Annotated in this window: 13 protein-coding genes, 1 tRNA gene and 1 riboswitch; of the genes, 8 read left to right on the forward strand and 6 right to left on the reverse strand. The window is 66.9% G+C overall.

The genetic code is table 11. From position 1 onward, the window contains the following. Positions 1-59: 59 nt before the first annotated feature. On the forward strand, positions 60-962 hold the full coding sequence (locus IEV83_RS10280) for a sterol desaturase family protein (RefSeq protein WP_371873429.1): 903 nt from the start codon (positions 60-62) through the stop codon (positions 960-962). Here IEV83_RS10280 and IEV83_RS10285 read toward each other — a convergent pair. After that, entirely contained in the window at positions 933-1,811 is an 879-nt protein-coding gene (locus IEV83_RS10285; RefSeq protein ID WP_209003080.1) for a transporter substrate-binding domain-containing protein, read from the reverse strand. The two genes, IEV83_RS10280 and IEV83_RS10285, sit on opposite strands and share 30 nt — an antisense overlap. A gap of 176 nt (positions 1,812-1,987) precedes the next feature. Between IEV83_RS10285 and IEV83_RS10290 the strand changes: the two genes are divergently transcribed. From IEV83_RS10290 to IEV83_RS10305, 4 genes are all read left to right on the forward strand, one after another. Beyond that, entirely contained in the window at positions 1,988-3,916 is a 1,929-nt protein-coding gene (locus IEV83_RS10290; protein ID WP_181760382.1) for a glycosyltransferase family 2 protein, read from the forward strand. A gap of 181 nt (positions 3,917-4,097) precedes the next feature. Continuing rightward, positions 4,098-5,348, forward strand: coding sequence for a metallophosphoesterase family protein (locus IEV83_RS10295; protein ID WP_181760381.1), 1,251 nt, complete (start codon positions 4,098-4,100; stop codon positions 5,346-5,348). Positions 5,349-5,352: 4 nt separating this feature from the next. Then, entirely contained in the window at positions 5,353-8,874 is a 3,522-nt protein-coding gene (locus IEV83_RS10300; protein WP_181760380.1) for a YhaN family protein, read from the forward strand. A gap of 68 nt (positions 8,875-8,942) precedes the next feature. Continuing rightward, entirely contained in the window at positions 8,943-10,484 is a 1,542-nt protein-coding gene (locus tag IEV83_RS10305) for a serine hydrolase (RefSeq protein ID WP_244628129.1), read from the forward strand. Between the two features lie 116 nt (positions 10,485-10,600). Here IEV83_RS10305 and IEV83_RS10310 read toward each other — a convergent pair. Next, a tRNA-Gly gene (locus tag IEV83_RS10310) sits at positions 10,601-10,674 on the reverse strand. A 231-nt stretch (positions 10,675-10,905) separates the two neighbouring features. Here IEV83_RS10310 and IEV83_RS10315 point away from each other — a divergent pair. Next, positions 10,906-11,718, forward strand: coding sequence for an ion transporter (locus tag IEV83_RS10315; RefSeq protein ID WP_181760378.1), 813 nt, complete (start codon positions 10,906-10,908; stop codon positions 11,716-11,718). A 39-nt stretch (positions 11,719-11,757) separates the two neighbouring features. Here IEV83_RS10315 and IEV83_RS10320 read toward each other — a convergent pair whose 3' ends face one another. From IEV83_RS10320 to IEV83_RS10330, 3 genes are read right to left on the reverse strand one after another with little or no spacing between them, the layout of a single operon-like run. Beyond that, positions 11,758-12,312 (reverse strand): IMPACT family protein, encoded by a 555-nt coding sequence (locus IEV83_RS10320; RefSeq protein WP_181760377.1) that lies wholly within the window; start codon positions 12,310-12,312, stop codon positions 11,758-11,760. A 4-nt stretch (positions 12,313-12,316) separates the two neighbouring features. Then, positions 12,317-12,991, reverse strand: a complete 675-nt coding sequence (locus tag IEV83_RS10325; RefSeq protein ID WP_181760376.1) for a DUF2161 domain-containing phosphodiesterase — start codon at positions 12,989-12,991, stop codon at positions 12,317-12,319. Between the two features lie 15 nt (positions 12,992-13,006). After that, positions 13,007-14,107 (reverse strand): 2'-deoxycytidine 5'-triphosphate deaminase, encoded by a 1,101-nt coding sequence (locus IEV83_RS10330; protein ID WP_181760375.1) that lies wholly within the window; start codon positions 14,105-14,107, stop codon positions 13,007-13,009. A 140-nt stretch (positions 14,108-14,247) separates the two neighbouring features. Next, a riboswitch (SAM riboswitch) is annotated at positions 14,248-14,327 on the forward strand. Between the two features lie 39 nt (positions 14,328-14,366). Here IEV83_RS10330 and IEV83_RS10335 point away from each other — a divergent pair. Then, entirely contained in the window at positions 14,367-15,554 is a 1,188-nt protein-coding gene (locus IEV83_RS10335; protein WP_181760374.1) for an O-succinylhomoserine sulfhydrylase, read from the forward strand. A gap of 12 nt (positions 15,555-15,566) precedes the next feature. On the opposite strand, the gene IEV83_RS10340 is transcribed toward IEV83_RS10335, so the two are convergent. Next, complete coding sequence (locus IEV83_RS10340; RefSeq protein ID WP_181760373.1) at positions 15,567-16,175, reverse strand: CDP-alcohol phosphatidyltransferase family protein; 609 nt, start codon at positions 16,173-16,175, stop codon at positions 15,567-15,569. A gap of 208 nt (positions 16,176-16,383) precedes the next feature. Here IEV83_RS10340 and apaG point away from each other — a divergent pair, with 208 nt between their 5' ends. Next, positions 16,384-16,788: a Co2+/Mg2+ efflux facilitator ApaG/CorD gene (gene apaG, locus IEV83_RS10345; RefSeq protein ID WP_244628130.1), complete on the forward strand. Its 405-nt coding sequence runs from the start codon at positions 16,384-16,386 to the stop codon at positions 16,786-16,788. Positions 16,789-16,841: the final 53 nt, after the last annotated feature.

Raw genomic sequence — 16,841 nt, forward strand, 5'->3', positions numbered from 1 at the left:
GTTTGACGCAGTCTTCCGCTCGCCTATGTCACGTTCAACAACTATCTTTCAAGCGCTGAATGACGCGCGGCCGAACAAGGCGGGGAAACGACTTGGACGAAGCTACCATCCGACTGTTGATTTTTCTCGGTATCCTGCTGGGCATGGCCGCGTTCGAGGTGCTGGCCCCGCGCCGGGCCTTGCGCTTCGGGCGGCAGAAACGCTGGGTCACCAACCTGGCGATCGTCGCCACCGACACGCTTTTCCTGCGGGTGGTGTTCCCGGCGGCGGCGGTGGGTGTTGCCATGTGGGCGGCGGCCAGCGGCTATGGCCTGTTTGCCCTGCTGAACGCGCCGGTCTGGCTCGCTGCCGTGCTCGGTTTTGTCCTGCTCGACTTTGCCGTGTGGTTCGAGCATTGGGCCTCGCACAAGATCCCGCTGCTGTGGCGCATTCACAAGATGCATCATGCGGATCCGGATTTCGACGTGACGACGGCGCTACGCTTTCATCCGCTGGAGATCATCGTGTCGATGCTGTGGAAGGCGCTGATCGTCGTCGCCTTCGGCATTCCGGTGACCGCCGTCCTGGTGTTCGAGGTGGTGCTGAACGGCGCGGCCATGTTTAACCACGCCAATGTGCGCCTGCCGGCCTGGCTGGACCGGGCGTTGCGGCTTGTGATCGTCACCCCGGACATGCACCGGGTGCATCATTCGGTGGTGGTGCGGGAGACGGATTCCAACTACGGCTTCAACCTGTCGCTCTGGGACCGGCTGTTCCGCACCTATACGCCGCAGCCCGAGGCCGGCCATGACGGCATGACCATCGGTCTTGCGGAGTATCAGTCGGACGCGCCCACCGGCTTTGCCTGGTGTCTCGCCCTGCCGTTTCGCAAGGCTGTGCCCAGATCCGCCATCGCCATGGATGCGGGCGGGGGCGCGCCTGCGGACGCGGGATCAGTAAAAGCTGACAGGGAAATAGCGTAGATAGAGTTCCGAGTAGACCCCGCGCGCCTGCAGCCGGCTCAGCGCATGATTGACCGCCTGCTGGCGCAGGCTGTCGTCGCCGCGAAAGGCGATGGTCAGCGCATGGTCGAAGTACCCCGGCTCCAGCCACGGCCCCCCGGCGAAGGTGCAGCATTCGCTGGAGGTCTTGCCGTTCAGCCAGAAGGACAGGGACAGTCCGTCACCGAAATGGGCGATGGCCTCCTCCGTGCCGATGGCGGCGCGCGCCTCGGTCGGGTCGCCAAAGGCGATGATCTCGGAGTTGGGGAAATAGGCCTTCAGGAAGGCTTCGTGGGCACTGCCTTCCACAACGGATATCCGCTTGCCGGCAAGGGCCTCCGGGGTCACCTCCAACTCGACCCCGCGCAGCACCACGAAGCGGGCGGGCAGGCGCAGATAGGGATCGGAGAACCGCAATGTGCGTGCGTTCTCCGGCGTGGTCGCCAGCCCGGCGATGATGGCATCGCCTTCCTCGCGCACCAGCGCCGGGACCAGCGCATCAAACGGTTTGATGCGCAAGGAGCAGGCCGCCTTCATCTCCTCGCACAAGGCCCGTGCCAGATCGATGTTGAAGCCCGTGAGCCGGCCCGATCCGTCGCGGAAGGAAAAGGGCGGGAAGTCGTCGCTGGCGAGAAAGCGGATCGTCTCCGGGGTGGCCGTCGGTCGGTCGCCCGTGCTGCGTGGGTCCCAGAAATTCGGCGTCACCACCGCATCGGCGGCATCTTGCGGCGACGCGGTTTGGGCACGTGTGGGCGTCGCCGCCAACAGCGTCAGGGCGATCATCAGAAAACCGAGGGTTGCAATCAGGAGGTGTCTGCGATCAAACTGCATGGCGTTTCTTGATAGTGGTTTTTGACATGAGGATGCCCTGCCTGTCCTTCTCCCGCTCTGGCTGATTTGACACCCTGTAATTTTCCCCATGCATCCGATTTTTCGGTGAGCCCGGCTGTGGGGAGAGTGAAGAGGTGCGGGACAAAGGTGCGGTTTGCCTCTGGATTGGAGGGTCCGTGCGACATGATGTGATCGAGGCATCCGCCCGGGTCCGTAGTCTAGCACAAGAGCGCGCCCCGCCGTCCAGCCGTTCGCCGTCGGCGCGGCGGGTGGTGCGTCCCCGGTCGGCCATGACGCGGGACTGGCCCGAGGAGGTGGCCCTGTTGTGCGACAGGGGGCTGGCCGAGGCGGCGCTTGTGCCGCTTGCCCGGGAGGCGCGGCGCTGCGGATTGCCGCTTGGGCGAGTGCTGCTGCAGCGCGGCCTGGTGTCCAGCGACGCCTACTACTGCGCCTTTGCCGAGGTTTGCGGCGTTCCCTTCCTGTGCCGGGGCAGCTTTCGGGCGCGGCATGACCCCGCCTTCCCGCCGCCGCCCGGGTTCGCCGGGCCCCTGTCGATCGGTCGTACCGCGCGCGGTGAGACCATCGTCGCGGTGGTGCCTCCCGTCGGCGGCACGGCTGCCTTTCTCGATCTGCTGCGGCGCTTTCCGGGCTTGCGCGGTCGGGTGCGCATCACCACCCCGGAGGCGCTTGCCGAGGCGGTGGCCATCGCCGATCCGGGGGCACGGCTGTCGCTGCTGCGGTCCGAGGTCTCTGCCCGCCGTCTTTTGGCACCTGGGCAGATGGCAACCGGCATGGCGATGCTGCTCGCGCTGCTTCTGGGAATGTTGCTGCCGCTCTCGGTGCTGCTCATCCTGGTCTCGCTGATGGTGACCGTTGCCGGCATGGTGCTTGGCGGCATCCGGCTGATGGCCGGGATCGGCGCGCGCGAAAGCCCGCGCCCGGGGCATTCGCTGGCGAATGGGCAACTGCCGTTCTACACGGTTCTGGTACCGCTCTACCGCGAGGCGCGGGTGGTCGAGCAATTGGTGGCGAGCCTTGCCGCATTGGATTATCCCGCCTCTCGCTTGGAAGTCCTGTTCCTGCTGGAAGCGGAGGATCGGGAGACCCGCGCGGCGCTGATGCCGCTGCTTCATCCCCATATGCGTTGCATCGAGGTGCCGGAGGGGAGCCCGCGCACCAAGCCGCGCGCCCTTGCCCACGGACTGGAGCTGGCGCGCGGCGAGCTTGTCACGGTGTTCGACGGGGAGGATCGTCCGGAACCGGCGCAACTGCGCCTGGCCGCTTCGCGCTTTGCCGAATTGCCCGGCTCCGTGGCAGCGCTGCAGGCGCATCTTGCGGTCGATCATCTCAGCCGTAATCTCTTCGCCCGGCAGTTCCTGCTGGAATACGCCGGGTTGTTCGACTGTCTGCTGCCGTTCCTGTCGGCGCAGGGCTTTCCCTTTCCCCTCGGTGGAACCTCCAATCACTTTCGCCGCGAGGCGCTGGAGGAGGTCGGGGGCTGGGATCCGTACAATGTCACCGAGGATGCGGATCTGGCGGTGCGGCTTTGCCGGGCCGGCTACGACCTGAAGATGTTGGGCAGCACCACTTTCGAGGAAGCGCCGATCGGCTGGCGGGCCTGGCACGGCCAGCGCACCCGCTGGCTGAAGGGGTGGCTCCAGACCTTGCTGGTGGCGGTGCGCGAGCCGCACGCGCTGATCCGCGATCTGCGCGGCACGCTGCTGCCCATCCTCGGTCTTTACGTGCTGGCAATGGTGACGACCCTGGCTGCCCATCCGGTGTTCGTGGTGTTTCTGTTGCTCTATGGTCTCGATGCGGCGCCGATCCCGCTGGCCGGCACCCTGACGGGGGATTGCATCGCCGTGCTGGCCGGAGTCAGCGTGGTTCTGTGTTATGCCAGCATGGCCGTGGTGACCCTGCGCGGGGCGGCCATGCGCCGCTGGCCGGTGGGGCTTCTCGATCTGATGGTGATCCCGTTCTACTGGCTCGTCCAGAGCTTGGCCTTCTATGCGGCGGTGGTCGATTTGCTACGCCGCCCCCATGACTGGTGCAAGACCGAACACGGGGTTGCCAAGCGGCCCGTGCATGGGCGATCGCAGGCATGAGGCGCGGAACTGGCCGGAGATTGACGAGTGGTATGGACGGCTGGTTGACGCCCGGCAGGCGCAGGGAGTGGCAGAGGCACGTCACACTCGGTGTCAGTCTTTTCAGAAGCTTCCGCCAGATTATGTTACCCATACCGAATTGACGACACGCGGCCCCTCCGCCCGATGACAGGATTGCCCTTTGCCCTCTTCCTTCCGCTTCGTCCATGCCGCCGATCTGCATCTGGGCAGCCCGTTCAAGGGCCTGTCCGCCCGCGACCCGGAACTCGCCCATCGCTTTGCCGAGGCAACGCGCAAGGCCTTCACCGCGCTGGTGTCACGCACGCTGGAGCTGAAGGCTGATTTCATGGTGATCGCCGGCGATGTCTATGACGGGGAATGGCAGGACAACGCGGTCGGCCTGTTCTTTAATCGGGAGATCGCCCGGCTCGACCGCGCCGGCATTCCGGTCTTCGTCCTGCGCGGCAACCACGATGCCGCCAGTGTCGTCACCCGCAGCATTTCCATGCCGGAGAATGTGCGTGGCTTTGACACGCGGAAGCCGCAGACCCACCGGCTTGAGCCGCTGCGCGTCGCCTTGCACGGCCAGAGCTTCGCGGACCGGTCGCAAGGCGACAATCTGGCCCGCAGCTATCCGGCGCCGGAGCCGGGCTGGTTCAACATCGGCGTGTTGCACACCTCGCTGACCGGACGCCCGCCCCATGCCGATTACGCGCCCTGTTCGGTGGATGACCTGCGTGCGCGCGGCTACGACTACTGGGCGCTGGGGCATGTGCATGATCACGAGGTGATCGACACCGATCCGCATATCGTCTTTCCCGGCAATCTTCAGGGCCGCAGCATTCGCGAGACCGGTGCCAAGGGCGCGGTGCTGGTGACCGTCACCGATGGCCGGGTGACCGGCTGTGAGCGGATGATTGTCGATGAAGCGCGCTGGGCGCTGCTGGAACTGGATATCTCCGGCCTCGCCGATCTCGACGCCATTCTTTCCGCCCTTGAGGAAGCGCTGCGCCCACATGTTCAGGCAGCGGAGGGCCGCGCCCTTGCCCTGCGGCTGCGGCTTTCCGGCGAAAGCTCGCTGCGCGCCTGGCTGTTGGCCAACCGGGCGTTGCTGCGGGACGAGGCGCAGGCGGCGGCCGCCCGGGTGGATGCGGATGTCTCGCTGGAAAAGCTGGTGCTGGATGTGACCGGCGGCGAGGCGCGAGAAGCTGAGGCGGAAAACGGCGATCCGCTGATCGACCTTGGCGGCATGCTTGCCGGGTTGCGGCAGGACCCCGAGGTTCTGGCGGCGGTGGAGGAGGTGATCGGTCAGGTGACGGGCAAGATGCCCCATGGCCTGGGCGCGGATCTGGACACCGGACCCGAGGCCCTTGCCGCCTTGATCGAGGAGGCGGGCGAGGTCCTGCTGCAGAAGGTCGGAGGCAAGGACTGATCCCATGCGTTTCGACCGGCTCGATATCCTGCGCTTCGGCGCGCTCACAGATCGCCATTTCACGTTTCGGGAGGGCGCCCGGCTGCATCTGGTCTACGGCGCCAACGAGGCGGGCAAGACCTCGCTGCTGGCGGCGATCTCCGATCTGCTGTTCGGCTTTTCCGAGCAGCGCAAGGGCGTGCCCCGCTACGACTTCCTGCATGACGGGCCGAGCCTGAGGGTCGGCGCGACCATTCGCAACAGTGCTGGCGACAGCCTGTCGTTCCGGCGCCGGCGCGGGCGCAAGAACACGCTTCTGAGCCACGACGAGGCGGAAACGCCCTTGCGCGACGATGCGCTTCACCCCTTTCTCGGCGGGCTTGGGCGCGATGTGTTCCAGCGGGCCTTCGGTCTTGATTCCGCCCGGTTGCGCCTTGGCGCCGAGGCGATGCTGGCCGGTGAGGGCGATGTGGGCGGGGCGCTGTTCGCCGCCGCCTCCGGCCTGCACGGGCTGGCGGGGGTCAAGGCCGGGCTGGAGGCGGAGGCGGGCGCTCTGTTCGCCCCGCGCAAGTCGAAGGACCGGCGGTTTTATCAGGTGCTGGAACGCTACACCGAGGCCCGTGCCCGGGAGCGCGACCGGCAACTCAAACAGAACGATTGGAAGGCGCTGAATACCGCCATCGCCGAGGCCGAGGCGGCGCTGGAGGAGGCACGCGACGATTTGACGGCGACCCGGCGCCGGCGCGCCCGGTTGCAGCTCCTGAGCCGGATCAAGCCGCTGCTTGCCGATATCGATGCGGTGGATCACGCGCTCGCCGCCTTTGCGGATCTGGGCGAGGTGCCCGAGGGCGTGGCCGCAACCCTTCAGGCCGCGCATGAACGGGCCGAACGCAAGGACGCGGCGGCGCGCGAGGCGGCGGCGCGCGCGGCAGCGGCAGGGCAAGCCCATGCGCGCATTTCGGTCGATGCGGATGTGCTCGCCCGGGCCGAGGAGATCACCGCGCTGTTCGGCGAAACCGGGGCCTATCAGTCGCGGCGGCAGGATCTGCCGCGCATCGAGGCGGAGCGCGATGGCTATGCCGCCGAGCTGCGCCAGCACCTGCTCCGGCTCGGCCTGACGGGGGAGGATGGCACGGCGCTGGAAGCCGGTCTTGAAGCGCGCCAGCCGACCGATGCGGCGCTGGCCAGCTTGCGCGAACTGACCCGGGAGGGGCGCCGGCTGGGTGAGGCGCTCGCCGGTCTTGACCGGGCCTTGCAGGAAGAGCGCGATGGGCTGGAGCGGATGTCGGCGGAGGGGCGCGGCACCGGGGCGGTCGAGGATCCGGCGCCACTGCGGCTGCGCCTTGAGGCACTGGCGCCGGACCTGCAGGCGCTGGAGGCACTGGCGGATCTGGAAACCCGGCATCGGCGAGCCTTGCGCGAAGCGGAAGCCATGGCCGCCCGTCTCGTGCCGCCCCTGCCGAAGACGCAAAGGGCGGCGGATGTGCCGTTGCCGGCACGTGAGGTGATCGCCGAGCATGCTCGGCGGCGGCGCGACACCGCCGAGGCCCTTGCCGCCTGCCGCGATAAGCTGGCGGCGAACAGGGCTGAGCGGGAGCGGCTTCAGGCGGAGATAACCGACGCGGAACGGCGCGGGCCGGTGCCTTCCCGCGACGCGATTGCCGAGGCGCGCGGCGCCCGCGATGCCCGCTTCGCCCAGCTTGCCGAGGGGCTGACCGACGGCGGCGCCGAGGCGCTGGCGGCGCTTGGCGAGCGGGTGCTGGGCTACAGCACCCTTGTGGCCGAGGCGGACCGGCTGGCCGATGCGGCGCTGGCGGATGCGGATCGGGTGGCCCGGCACGCGGCGGCGGTGGCCCGGCTTGCCGCCGTCGATGCGCAAGGGGCTGCGCGCGAAAAGGAGCTGGGCGAGTTTGACGCCCGGCAGGCCGAAGAGGATACCGCCTGGCGCGCGCTGTTCGCCCCCATCGGCGTCCTGCCGGAAGCGCCGGAGCGGATGCTCGACTGGGGCCGCGAGGTGGAGCAGCTTGCCAGGGCCGAGGCCGAGGCGGCCCAGCTTCAGGATCAGATCGACCGGCTGCACCGGCTGGCCGATGGCTTGCGGCCGGAACTCTTGGGCATCGCTCGCGCAGGCAAGCTGGTGGATGTCGACGACCTGCCGACGGCCGGTCTGGCGCGGGCACTGTCCCAGCATCTGCGCCAGAGGTCCGAGGCCTGGACCGCCGGGCGCACCTTGGCCGGGCGCCGCGCGGATGCCGAAGACCGGTTGCAGCGCCGGCAAGAGGAGCGGGCGCGGGTGGCCGAAGAGCGGGCGCGCTGGCAAGACGCGTTTGCCCGCGCGGTGCCCGCAGTCGGGCTCGCCGCCGATGCCACGATTGCCGCTGCGGAGGCGGCGGTCTCCCTGTGGCAGGAGATCCCGCGCATTCGTCAGGATCGGGATCGCAGCGCCCGCCGGGTTGCCGGGATGCAGCGCGACAATGAGGCGTTCGCGGCGCGGGTCAGGACGCTGGCGGCGGCGGTCGCGCCGGATCTGGAGGTGGATGCACCGGAGCGGATGGCCGATGCGCTGCGCCGGCGGCTTGAGGCGGCGCGTGAGGCAAGCGCCCGCGAGCGCGACGCGCGCGGTGCGGTGGAGGCCGCCGAGACCCAGTTGAAGGCGGCACAAGAGGAAGCCCGGGCGGCCAGCGCGGCGCTGGCTGAGATCTGCGATGGCCTGCCTGACACCCTTGATCCGGCGATGCGCGATCCGGCGGCGCTGGCCCGCAGGCTGCATGACCGGGACGAGAAGCTGGGGGAACGGGCCCGGCTCACCAGCCTGTTCGACAAGCAGACGGCAGGGGAGGACCGCGACCGTCTGCGGCAGGAGCTTGCCAGGTTCGATCTTGAGGCGGCCTCGGTCGATCTGGAGCTTCTGGAGCAGGAGGAAATCCGCCGGCAGGATCACCTTGCCACTGTTGCGGCCGATCTGAAGGCGCGCGAGGCACGGCGCGAGGAATGGAAGACGAGCGAGGGCGCGGAGGGCGCCGCCTTCGACCGGATGGCGGCGGAAACGGATCTGGCGGAGGTGGCGCGGGAGTGGAGCGTCCTCAAGGTCGCGGCGCTGCTTCTCGGCGAGGCGATGGAACGTCATCGGCAGCAGGAGAGCGACCCGTTGCTGGAGCGGGCCGGGGACCTCTTCTCGGCGATCACCGGCGGTGCCTTCGCGGGGCTGTGTCAGGACTATGGCGATGATGACCATCCGCATCTGATGGCGCTGCGCCCTGAAGGGGAAATGGTCGCTATTGACGGTCTGAGCGAGGGCAGCCGGGACCAGCTTTACCTCGCCCTGCGGCTGGCGTTTCTCGCCGACTATGCCACTCGGTCCGAGGTCGCGCCGTTCATTTGCGACGACCTGTTCCAGACCTTCGATGACCAGCGCACCGCCAGCGGGCTGGAGGCACTTGCCAAGGTCTCCGGCACGGTGCAGCCGATCCTGTTTACCCACCATAAAAGCGTGGTGGCCGCCGCCGAGCGGGTGCTCGGCGATGGCCTGGACCTTTTGGAGTTGTGATTATGCTGCTTTCTGGCCTCAAGATATTTGCCTGCGCGCCTGCAACGCCGCGCCGACCGGGTGTGAGAATGGCGGCCACCGTGCTCTGCGCGGCCGTGCTCGCCGGACCAGTGGCGGCAAAGGCGGCAGACCCGACCGCGCCCACCGTGCGGCAGGAGCGGATTCAGGCAGCCATCGACGGGCTCGACGGGCTGGCGCAGCGCACCCTGGCGGAGTTCAAGCTTCCCGGCCTTGCCATCGCCGTTGTGCATGAGGGCAAGACCGTGTTTGCCCGGGGCTATGGCGTTCGCGAACTCGGCAAGACGGCCAAGGTCGATGCGGATACGGTGTTCCAGATCGCCTCCCTGTCCAAATCGCTGGCGGCGAGCGTTGTCGCGCAGCAGGTCGGGGAAGGAAAGGTCGCATGGGACACACCGGTCAGCCGGCATCTTCCCTGGTTCACCCTGTCCGACCCCTGGGTCGGTGCCCATGTGACCATTGGCGATCTGTTCGCCCATCGCTCGGGTCTGCCCGATCATGCGGGCGACGATCTGGAACTTCTCGGCTTCTCCCGGCGCGAGATCCTGGAACGGTTGGACCAATTGCCGCTGAATGCCTATCGCGACAGCTACGCCTACACGAACTTCGGCCTGACGACGGCGGCCGAGGCGGTGGCGGAGGCCGCCGGCACCGACTGGGCGAGCCTTTCGGAAAAGGTGCTCTACGCACCGCTGGGTATGGCCCGGACCAGCTCCCGCTTTGACGATTATCTGGCGCGTGACAACCGGGCGGTCGGCCATGCCTTCGCCGACGGTGCGTTTCGCGATCTGCAGCGGCGCAAGCCCGATGCTCAGTCGCCGGCGGGCGGCGTCAGCAGCACCGCGCGCGACATGGCCCGCTGGATGGCGATGGTGCTGGCCAATGGCCGGCATGGGGAGAAGGTCATCATCAAGGAGGCCGGACTGCTGCCCGCGCTCTCGCCGCAGGTTGTCTCAAGCCGCTCCGAGACGGCGGACCGCCTGCCGTCCTTCTATGGCTTCGGCGTGGGCGTCGGCATCTCTGGCGACGGCAGCGTCATGCTCAGCCATTCGGGGATGTTCGTGCTCGGCACCGGCACCAATTACATGATGTCGCCGGCTCTTGATCTGGGCATTGTCGTTCTGTCCAACGGCGCCGGCGTCGGCGCGGTGGAGGCGGTCAGCGCCGAATTCATGGATCTGGCGATCAATGGCAAGGTGACCCGCGACTGGGCCTCAGGCTATCGCGGGTTGTTCGAGGCGCAAAGACTGAACGCGCCCGCCGGAAGCACCGTCGGCAAGGCAGCGCCGGCGAAGCCCGAGCCGTCCGATGAGCTCGGCGATTTCGTCGGGACCTACGTCAGTGCTTATTTCGGCGCGGCGCGGGTCGATCTGGCGGAAGACAGGCTGGTTCTCACCCTCGGTCCGGACGAGCAGCGCTTCGAGTTGACCCACTGGTCGGGCAACAGCTTCGTCTTTCCGGTGTTCAACGAGGAGCAGCCCTATGGCTCGCGCTCGACCGTGACCTTCGACCTGTCCGCGCAAGACCCGTCCATGCGGGTCGAATTCCTCGACGAAAACGGCCTCGGCCTGTTCACCCGCACCGTGCGGTAGCGCGAAAACACCGCGTCCGCCCGGTATCGCTCGGGCGGGCGTGCGGAACGCACAGGAGCGACACGCGCGGGCGTTTTTGCCGGCGGCGCTGGGCATCTGGCGATTTCAGGGGATTTTGGAGCGGGTGAAGGGAATCGAACCCTCGTCGTAAGCTTGGGAAGCTTCTGCTCTACCATTGAGCTACACCCGCCTCGGCTGCCTATATCGTCTTGCCACCCGCACCCTGTCAAGGGCATAGGTGTCCGTCTCTCCCGCACCGGGCAGGAGTTGTCCCCGGGAAGTTGGCGGGGCGGCCTTCGGCTCGCCCGGTTTGTGGGGCAAGGCGCTTGAATTCAGGCGCCGGATCGCCACTTTTGGCAGCGCCGGGAGGTCCCCGGGCAAAAGTCATCGACCCCTCGCGTGGCAATGGAGAACAGGCAGAATGCGGGAACGGCTGAAGGAACTGGTGCAGTCCAGGCGCTGGGAAGCGACGATCATCTCCCTGATCGTCGTCAACGCCGTCACCCTCGGCTTTGAGACCAGCACCCAGGCGATGGCGGCCGCCGGGCCGGTGCTCGTTCTGCTCGACCGGCTGGTGCTGGCGATCTTCACCGCAGAAATCGCCCTTCGCATTTACGCCCATCGGCTGGCCTTTTTCCGCGATCCCTGGAGCCTGTTCGATTTCGCGGTGGTCGCCGTTGCGCTGATGCCCGCCAGCGGTGCCTTCTCGGTGCTGCGGGCCTTGCGGATCCTGCGGGTGTTGCGCCTGATTTCCGTGGTGCCGTCGCTGCGCCGGGTCGTCGGCGGGCTCGTGGCCGCACTGCCGGGCATGGGCTCGATCGTCTTGCTGCTGTCGCTGGTGTTCTATGTCTTTGCGGTGATGACCACCAAGCTTTACGGCGCCAGCTTCCCGGACTGGTTCGGCACCATCGGCCGCTCGCTCTACACCCTGTTCCAGATCATGACGCTGGAAAGCTGGTCGATGGGCATCGTCCGGCCGGTGATGGAGGTCTACCCGCTGTCCTGGCTTTTGTTCGTGCCGTTCATCCTGTGCACCGCCTTCACGGTCCTGAACCTCTTTATCGGCGTCATCGTCTCGGCGATGCAGCAGGAGCATGAACACACGGCGGAGGCGGACCGGCAGGCGATCCATGACGAGACCGGGCTGGTGCTCGGTGAGGTCAAGGCGCTGAGGGCCGAGGTCCGCGCCTTGCGCTCCGAGCTCGCGCGGCCCGTCGCCGGACAGGGGGACTGAAGCGCCGCCCGGCACCGGTCCGGGCGACTGAGGCGGCGGTCAGGCGCCCAGCCGGGCCAGATTCTCTTCCGGGCCTTCCAGCGTCAGCGTCACGCCGGCTTGCGTAAAATCGCGCGCCGCGACCGTCAGGCCGAGTTGTTCGACCTGGCGTTCCAGCTCCGAGCTCGATGCGAAATCGGCGCTGACCTGCTTCACGGCAACCCGCTGGAAGGGGATCGGCTCGGCGTTGGCGATCGCGTCCTGCGCGGCACCTGAATAGGCGCGTGCCAAGCCGCCACCGCCCAGCTTGACGCCGCCGAAATAGCGCACGATCAGCACGGCGCAATTGATCAGTTCCGCCCCCTGAAGCACGCGCAGGACCGGCATGCCGGAGGTGCCCGCCGGTTCGCCGTCGTCCTTGCCGCTTTCCTCGATGCGGTCGTCGTCGAGAAGCCGGCGATGCGCGGTGACGATGTGGTTGGCCTTGCGGTGTTGCTTGTGCAACTCCTCGAGTCGCTGCTCGAAAAGCGCCACCGGCACCAGATGCGCCAGAAACCGGGACTTGCGATCCTCCAGATACCCCTCATATTCGCGGGTGATTGTCATGAGGGGCATGGTGCTATCTCGCGTTTTTCGCCGAAGCGGGAAGGGCGGCTGTTCCCTTTGGGGTCAACGCATAGACACCGCGTTCAACCCGTTCAAACCAGCCATAGTGATCGTCAGCCAACAGCCTTGTTGCCTGGGCAACGCCGGTCGCCCTGGCCACCTCCGCTCCCCGGCTGGGGCCATTGGCGTTTAGATGTGTGGCGCAGCGCAGCGCGTCTTGCCGATAGGCTGTCACCAGCCTGACTCTTGTCGAGCCGCCGGTGTTCGGGTCGCCCACCCTGCGGGCGAATTCCCTGAGCAACCGGTCCTTGCGCGGCTTCGACTTGCGCGGGCTGAACGGGCCCGGATCCAGATGCACTTCAACCAGCTCATCTGACAGCCGAACCGTGATCAGTCCAAGGCCGAGACGGCGAGCGAGTTTGAGATTGTTCTTCAGGGCCTGTTGAAATCGGCGGCCCGCCATTCGGGGGACCGCTACATAGACAGCATCGGTGATCGCTTGCCGTGCAATCGCCTGATGGAAAAGACCCAGCGTGAAACCTGTTTTCAGTTCAACGATCACGGGATCTTCCCCGCCTCGGCAGGCGACGACATCGGCGGCACCGACCTCGGCCTTGACCTCGTAGCCTTGCGCCGTGAGAAAAGCCTTTATCGGCGGGTAGAGCTCTGTTTCCAGGATGCTGGCCATATGAACGGCTTTACCCTAGACGCTCGCCTTGAAGTGTTTCGACAGCTTCAGCGCCTGGCCCTGGTAGTTGGAGCCGATCCCCTCGCCATAAAGGCTTTCCGGCCGCTCCTGCATGTGCTCATAGACCAGCCGGCCGACGGTCTGACCGTGTTCGACGATGAACGGCACCTCATGCGAGCGCACCTCGAGCACGGCGCGCGAGCCGCCGCCGCCGATCTCCGCATGGCCGAAGCCCGGATCGAAGAAGCCGGCGTAATGGACGCGGAACTCGCCGACCAACGGATCGAACGGCACCATCTCGGCGGCGAACAGCGGCGGCACATGCACCGCTTCGCGCGAGACCAGAATGTAGAATTCATTGGGGTCGAGAATGAGATCGCCGGCGCCGCGATGGATGATCGGCTCCCAGAAGTCGAGCGGGTCCTGCGCCGCCTTGGCGTCCATGTCGATCACGCCGGTGTGCCGCTTGCCGCGATAGCCGATCAGGCTGCCCGGTCCGTCGCCGCACAGGTCGATGGTCAGTTGCACGCCGCCGCCGATCGCCTCCTGACCGCCGGTGACCAGCCGCTGATCGGCGTGGATGGTGGCAAGGGTGGTGTCATCGACGGTGGGGGCGCCGGAGCGGAAGCGGATCTGCGACAGGCGCGAGCCCTCGCGCACCAGCACCGGGAAGGTGCGCGGGCTGATTTCCGCATAAAGCGGGCCGCGATAGCCGGCGGGCACCGTGTCGAAGGCGCGCCCGTCGTCGGTGATCACCCGGGTGAAGACGTCGAGCCGGCCAGTGGAGCTCTTCGGGTTGGTGGTCGCCGAGACGTGTTCGGGCAAGTCGAGGCTTTCCAGCAGCGGCACGATGTAGACGCAGCCGGTCTCCAGCACGGCCCCGCGCGTCAGATCGAAGGCATGCAGCTTCAGCCGGTCGAGCTTTTCCACCACCCGGGCGCCGGGGCCGGGCAGGAAGCTGGCGCGAACCCGATAGGCGAGCGGCCCGAGCCGGAGGTCGAGGCTGGCCGGCTGGACCTGATCCGGATCGGGTTTGCGCGGCGCCAGGATGGTGCCGCTGTCGAGCATTGCCCTGATTGCCTGTGCCGGCAGGATTCCTTCAGCGTGTGCCGTCATTTTGCTCCCCGAATGCGGTGTTCCGCCGTGCTTAGCGCAGGTTGGAGCGCTTGGCCACGCCGATATCCCTTTTGCGCGCCGGAAGTCGGCTCATAAGGGCTTTTCCTCAAGTTGACGCTGCGCGATTGTTGCCTTATCACAAGCGCTCCCGTGGTGATTTGAGCCGGCCGGCTTGCAGCCACGTTAAACAAGTAGCTAAAAAGGCCGGGTTGCAAAAACCCTGGCCCGTCGGCCGGGGTTTTTGCATTTGGAGGCAGGAATGACGACGGAAAAGACAAACTGGCGCCCGGCGACCGCGCTGGTGCATGGGGGAACCACGCGCTCCGCTTTTGGCGAGACGTCGGAAGCGATGTTCCTGACGCAAGGGTTTGTCTATGACAGCGCGGAAGCCGCCGAGGCGCGCTTCAACGGCGACGATCCGGGCTTTGTCTATTCCCGCTATGCCAATCCGACCGTGGCGATGTTCGAGGCGCGGATCGCCGCGCTGGAAGGGGCGGAGGCCGCCCGGGCGACCGCCAGCGGCATGGCCGCCGTCAACCTGGCGATGCTGGCCTCCTGCAAGGCCGGCGATCATGTGGTCGCCGCAAGGGCACTGTTCGGATCCTGCCGCTATATCGTCGAGACCCTGCTGCCGCGCTTTGGCGTGTCCTCCACCCTGGTCGATGGCACGGATCTGGATGCCTGGAAGGCCGCGATCCGGCCGGAGACCGTCGCCTGTTTCCTGGAAAGCCCGACCAATCCGACGCTTGAGGTGATCGACATTGCCGCCGTCGCCGATATGGCCCATGCGGTCGGCGCCCGGCTGATCGTCGACAATGTCTTCGCCACGCCGATCTGGCAATCGCCGCTGAAGCTTGGCGCCGATGTGGTGGTTTATTCCGCGACCAAGCACATCGACGGGCAGGGGCGCTGCCTTGGCGGGGTGGTGCTGTCGGACGAGGAATGGATCGCCGATGAGGTGATGCCCCTGATGAAGCACACCGGACCGGCGCTCAGCCCGTTCAATGCCTGGGTCCTGCTGAAGGGGCTTGAGACCCTGCCGGTGCGGGTCGAGCGGCAGACGGCGAGCGCGGCGCGGCTGGCCGATCTTCTGGCCGATCATCCAGCGGTGAAGCGGCTGATCTATCCGGGCCGCGACGACCACCCGCAGGCGGACCTGGCGCGGCGGCAGATGGGGGCCGGGTCGACCATGATCGCCTTCGAACTGGCGGCCGGCAAGGAGGCGGCGTTCCACTTCGCCAATGCGCTGCGCATCGTGCAACTGTCGAACAACCTTGGCGATGCCAAGAGCCTTGTCACCCATCCGGCGACCACGACGCACCAGAGCCTGACCGACGAGGCGCGGGCGGAACTGGGCATCTCCGACGGGCTGCTCCGCTTCTCCGTCGGTCTGGAGGATGTGGAGGATCTGGCCGAGGATCTGACCGGGGCGCTCGCCCGGGTGTGACGGCCACCTGTTTCAGTCTTTTAGCATCTGCATGACCATGGCTACCCGGGCCAGCGCCGAGACGGTGCACAGCAGGGCAAAGCCATAGGCGAGGGGGGGGAACCAGCCGGGAAACAGGCACATGGCGGCGAACACCGCGATGGTTTCCCCGCCTTCGGCGAGGCCGCCGAGATAGTAGAGCGACTTGCGTCCTTGCGCCTCGGTGCTCAGCCGGCGTTTTTCCGCCATGACGGCAAAGGCGAGAAAGCTGGCGCCGTTCATGTAAAAGGCGAGCAGAAGCGCCGCTGCCGCAAGTCCATTCGCCTGCGGTGCGGCGAGGGCGAAGGCAAAGGGCACGGCGCCGTAGAAGAAGAAATCAAGAACGATATCCAGGTATCCGCCCCGGTCGGTCTGTCGCCCGGCCCGGGCGAGCGCGCCATCGAGGCCATCGGCAAGCCGGTTGAGGAGGATCAGCGCCAGCGCGATCCACCCGTGGCCGAAGACGATGGCGGCAGCACCGCCAAGCCCCAGGGCGAAGCCGGCAAGGGTGACCGTATCGGCATGAAGGCCGGAGGCGGCGAGCCTGCGCCCCGCCGCATTGAGCGGCGGATCGACAAGACGGCGCAGGATGGGATCGAACAACGGAACCTCCGCGAAGACAGCACTGTTTCTCATGACCGAGACGGCTAGGGCGCGCAAGCCACAAGGGTGTCACTTCCCTGTTAACGGCCCGTGCCGCCCTGGAGGCAACCTTTCGTCAAGGGCGACAGGGCAGGATAGCGGACGAGGAACATCAGCGCGTTTTGGCTGTCGGCGGGAAGGCCGGGTCCGGGCTTGGAGAGAAAAAGACGTGACACAGACACCCTATCAGGCCGTGACCCGCGGCATCCGCATCTCGGTCGAGCCGTTCTATCTGCGCGAGAAATCGGACCCGGAGCGGGGCTACCATTTCTGGGCCTATACCGTTGCCATCGAGAACCTTGGAACGGAAACGGTCTATCTGCGCTCGCGGTACTGGCGGATCATCGACGCCACCGGGCATGTGGAGGAGGTGCGCGGTGCAGGGGTGGTTGGCGAGCAGCCGGTGATCGCGCCGGGCGAGCGGTTCGACTATACGTCCGGCTGCCCCTTGCGCACCTCATCCGGAATGATGACCGGATCGTATCATCTGGAGGTTGCCGGCGGCGAAGCATTCGACGCGGTGGTTCCGGCGTTTTCCCTCGATGCGCCGGATGATGTTCGGAGCGTGAACTGAGTTGGCGTTTCCGGTCCGGAAGGGTTTTAGATACAAATACGGATAGGGGTTTC

It is taken from the genome of Stappia taiwanensis, assembly GCF_014635285.1.
Lineage (GTDB): Bacteria > Pseudomonadota > Alphaproteobacteria > Rhizobiales > Stappiaceae > Stappia > Stappia taiwanensis.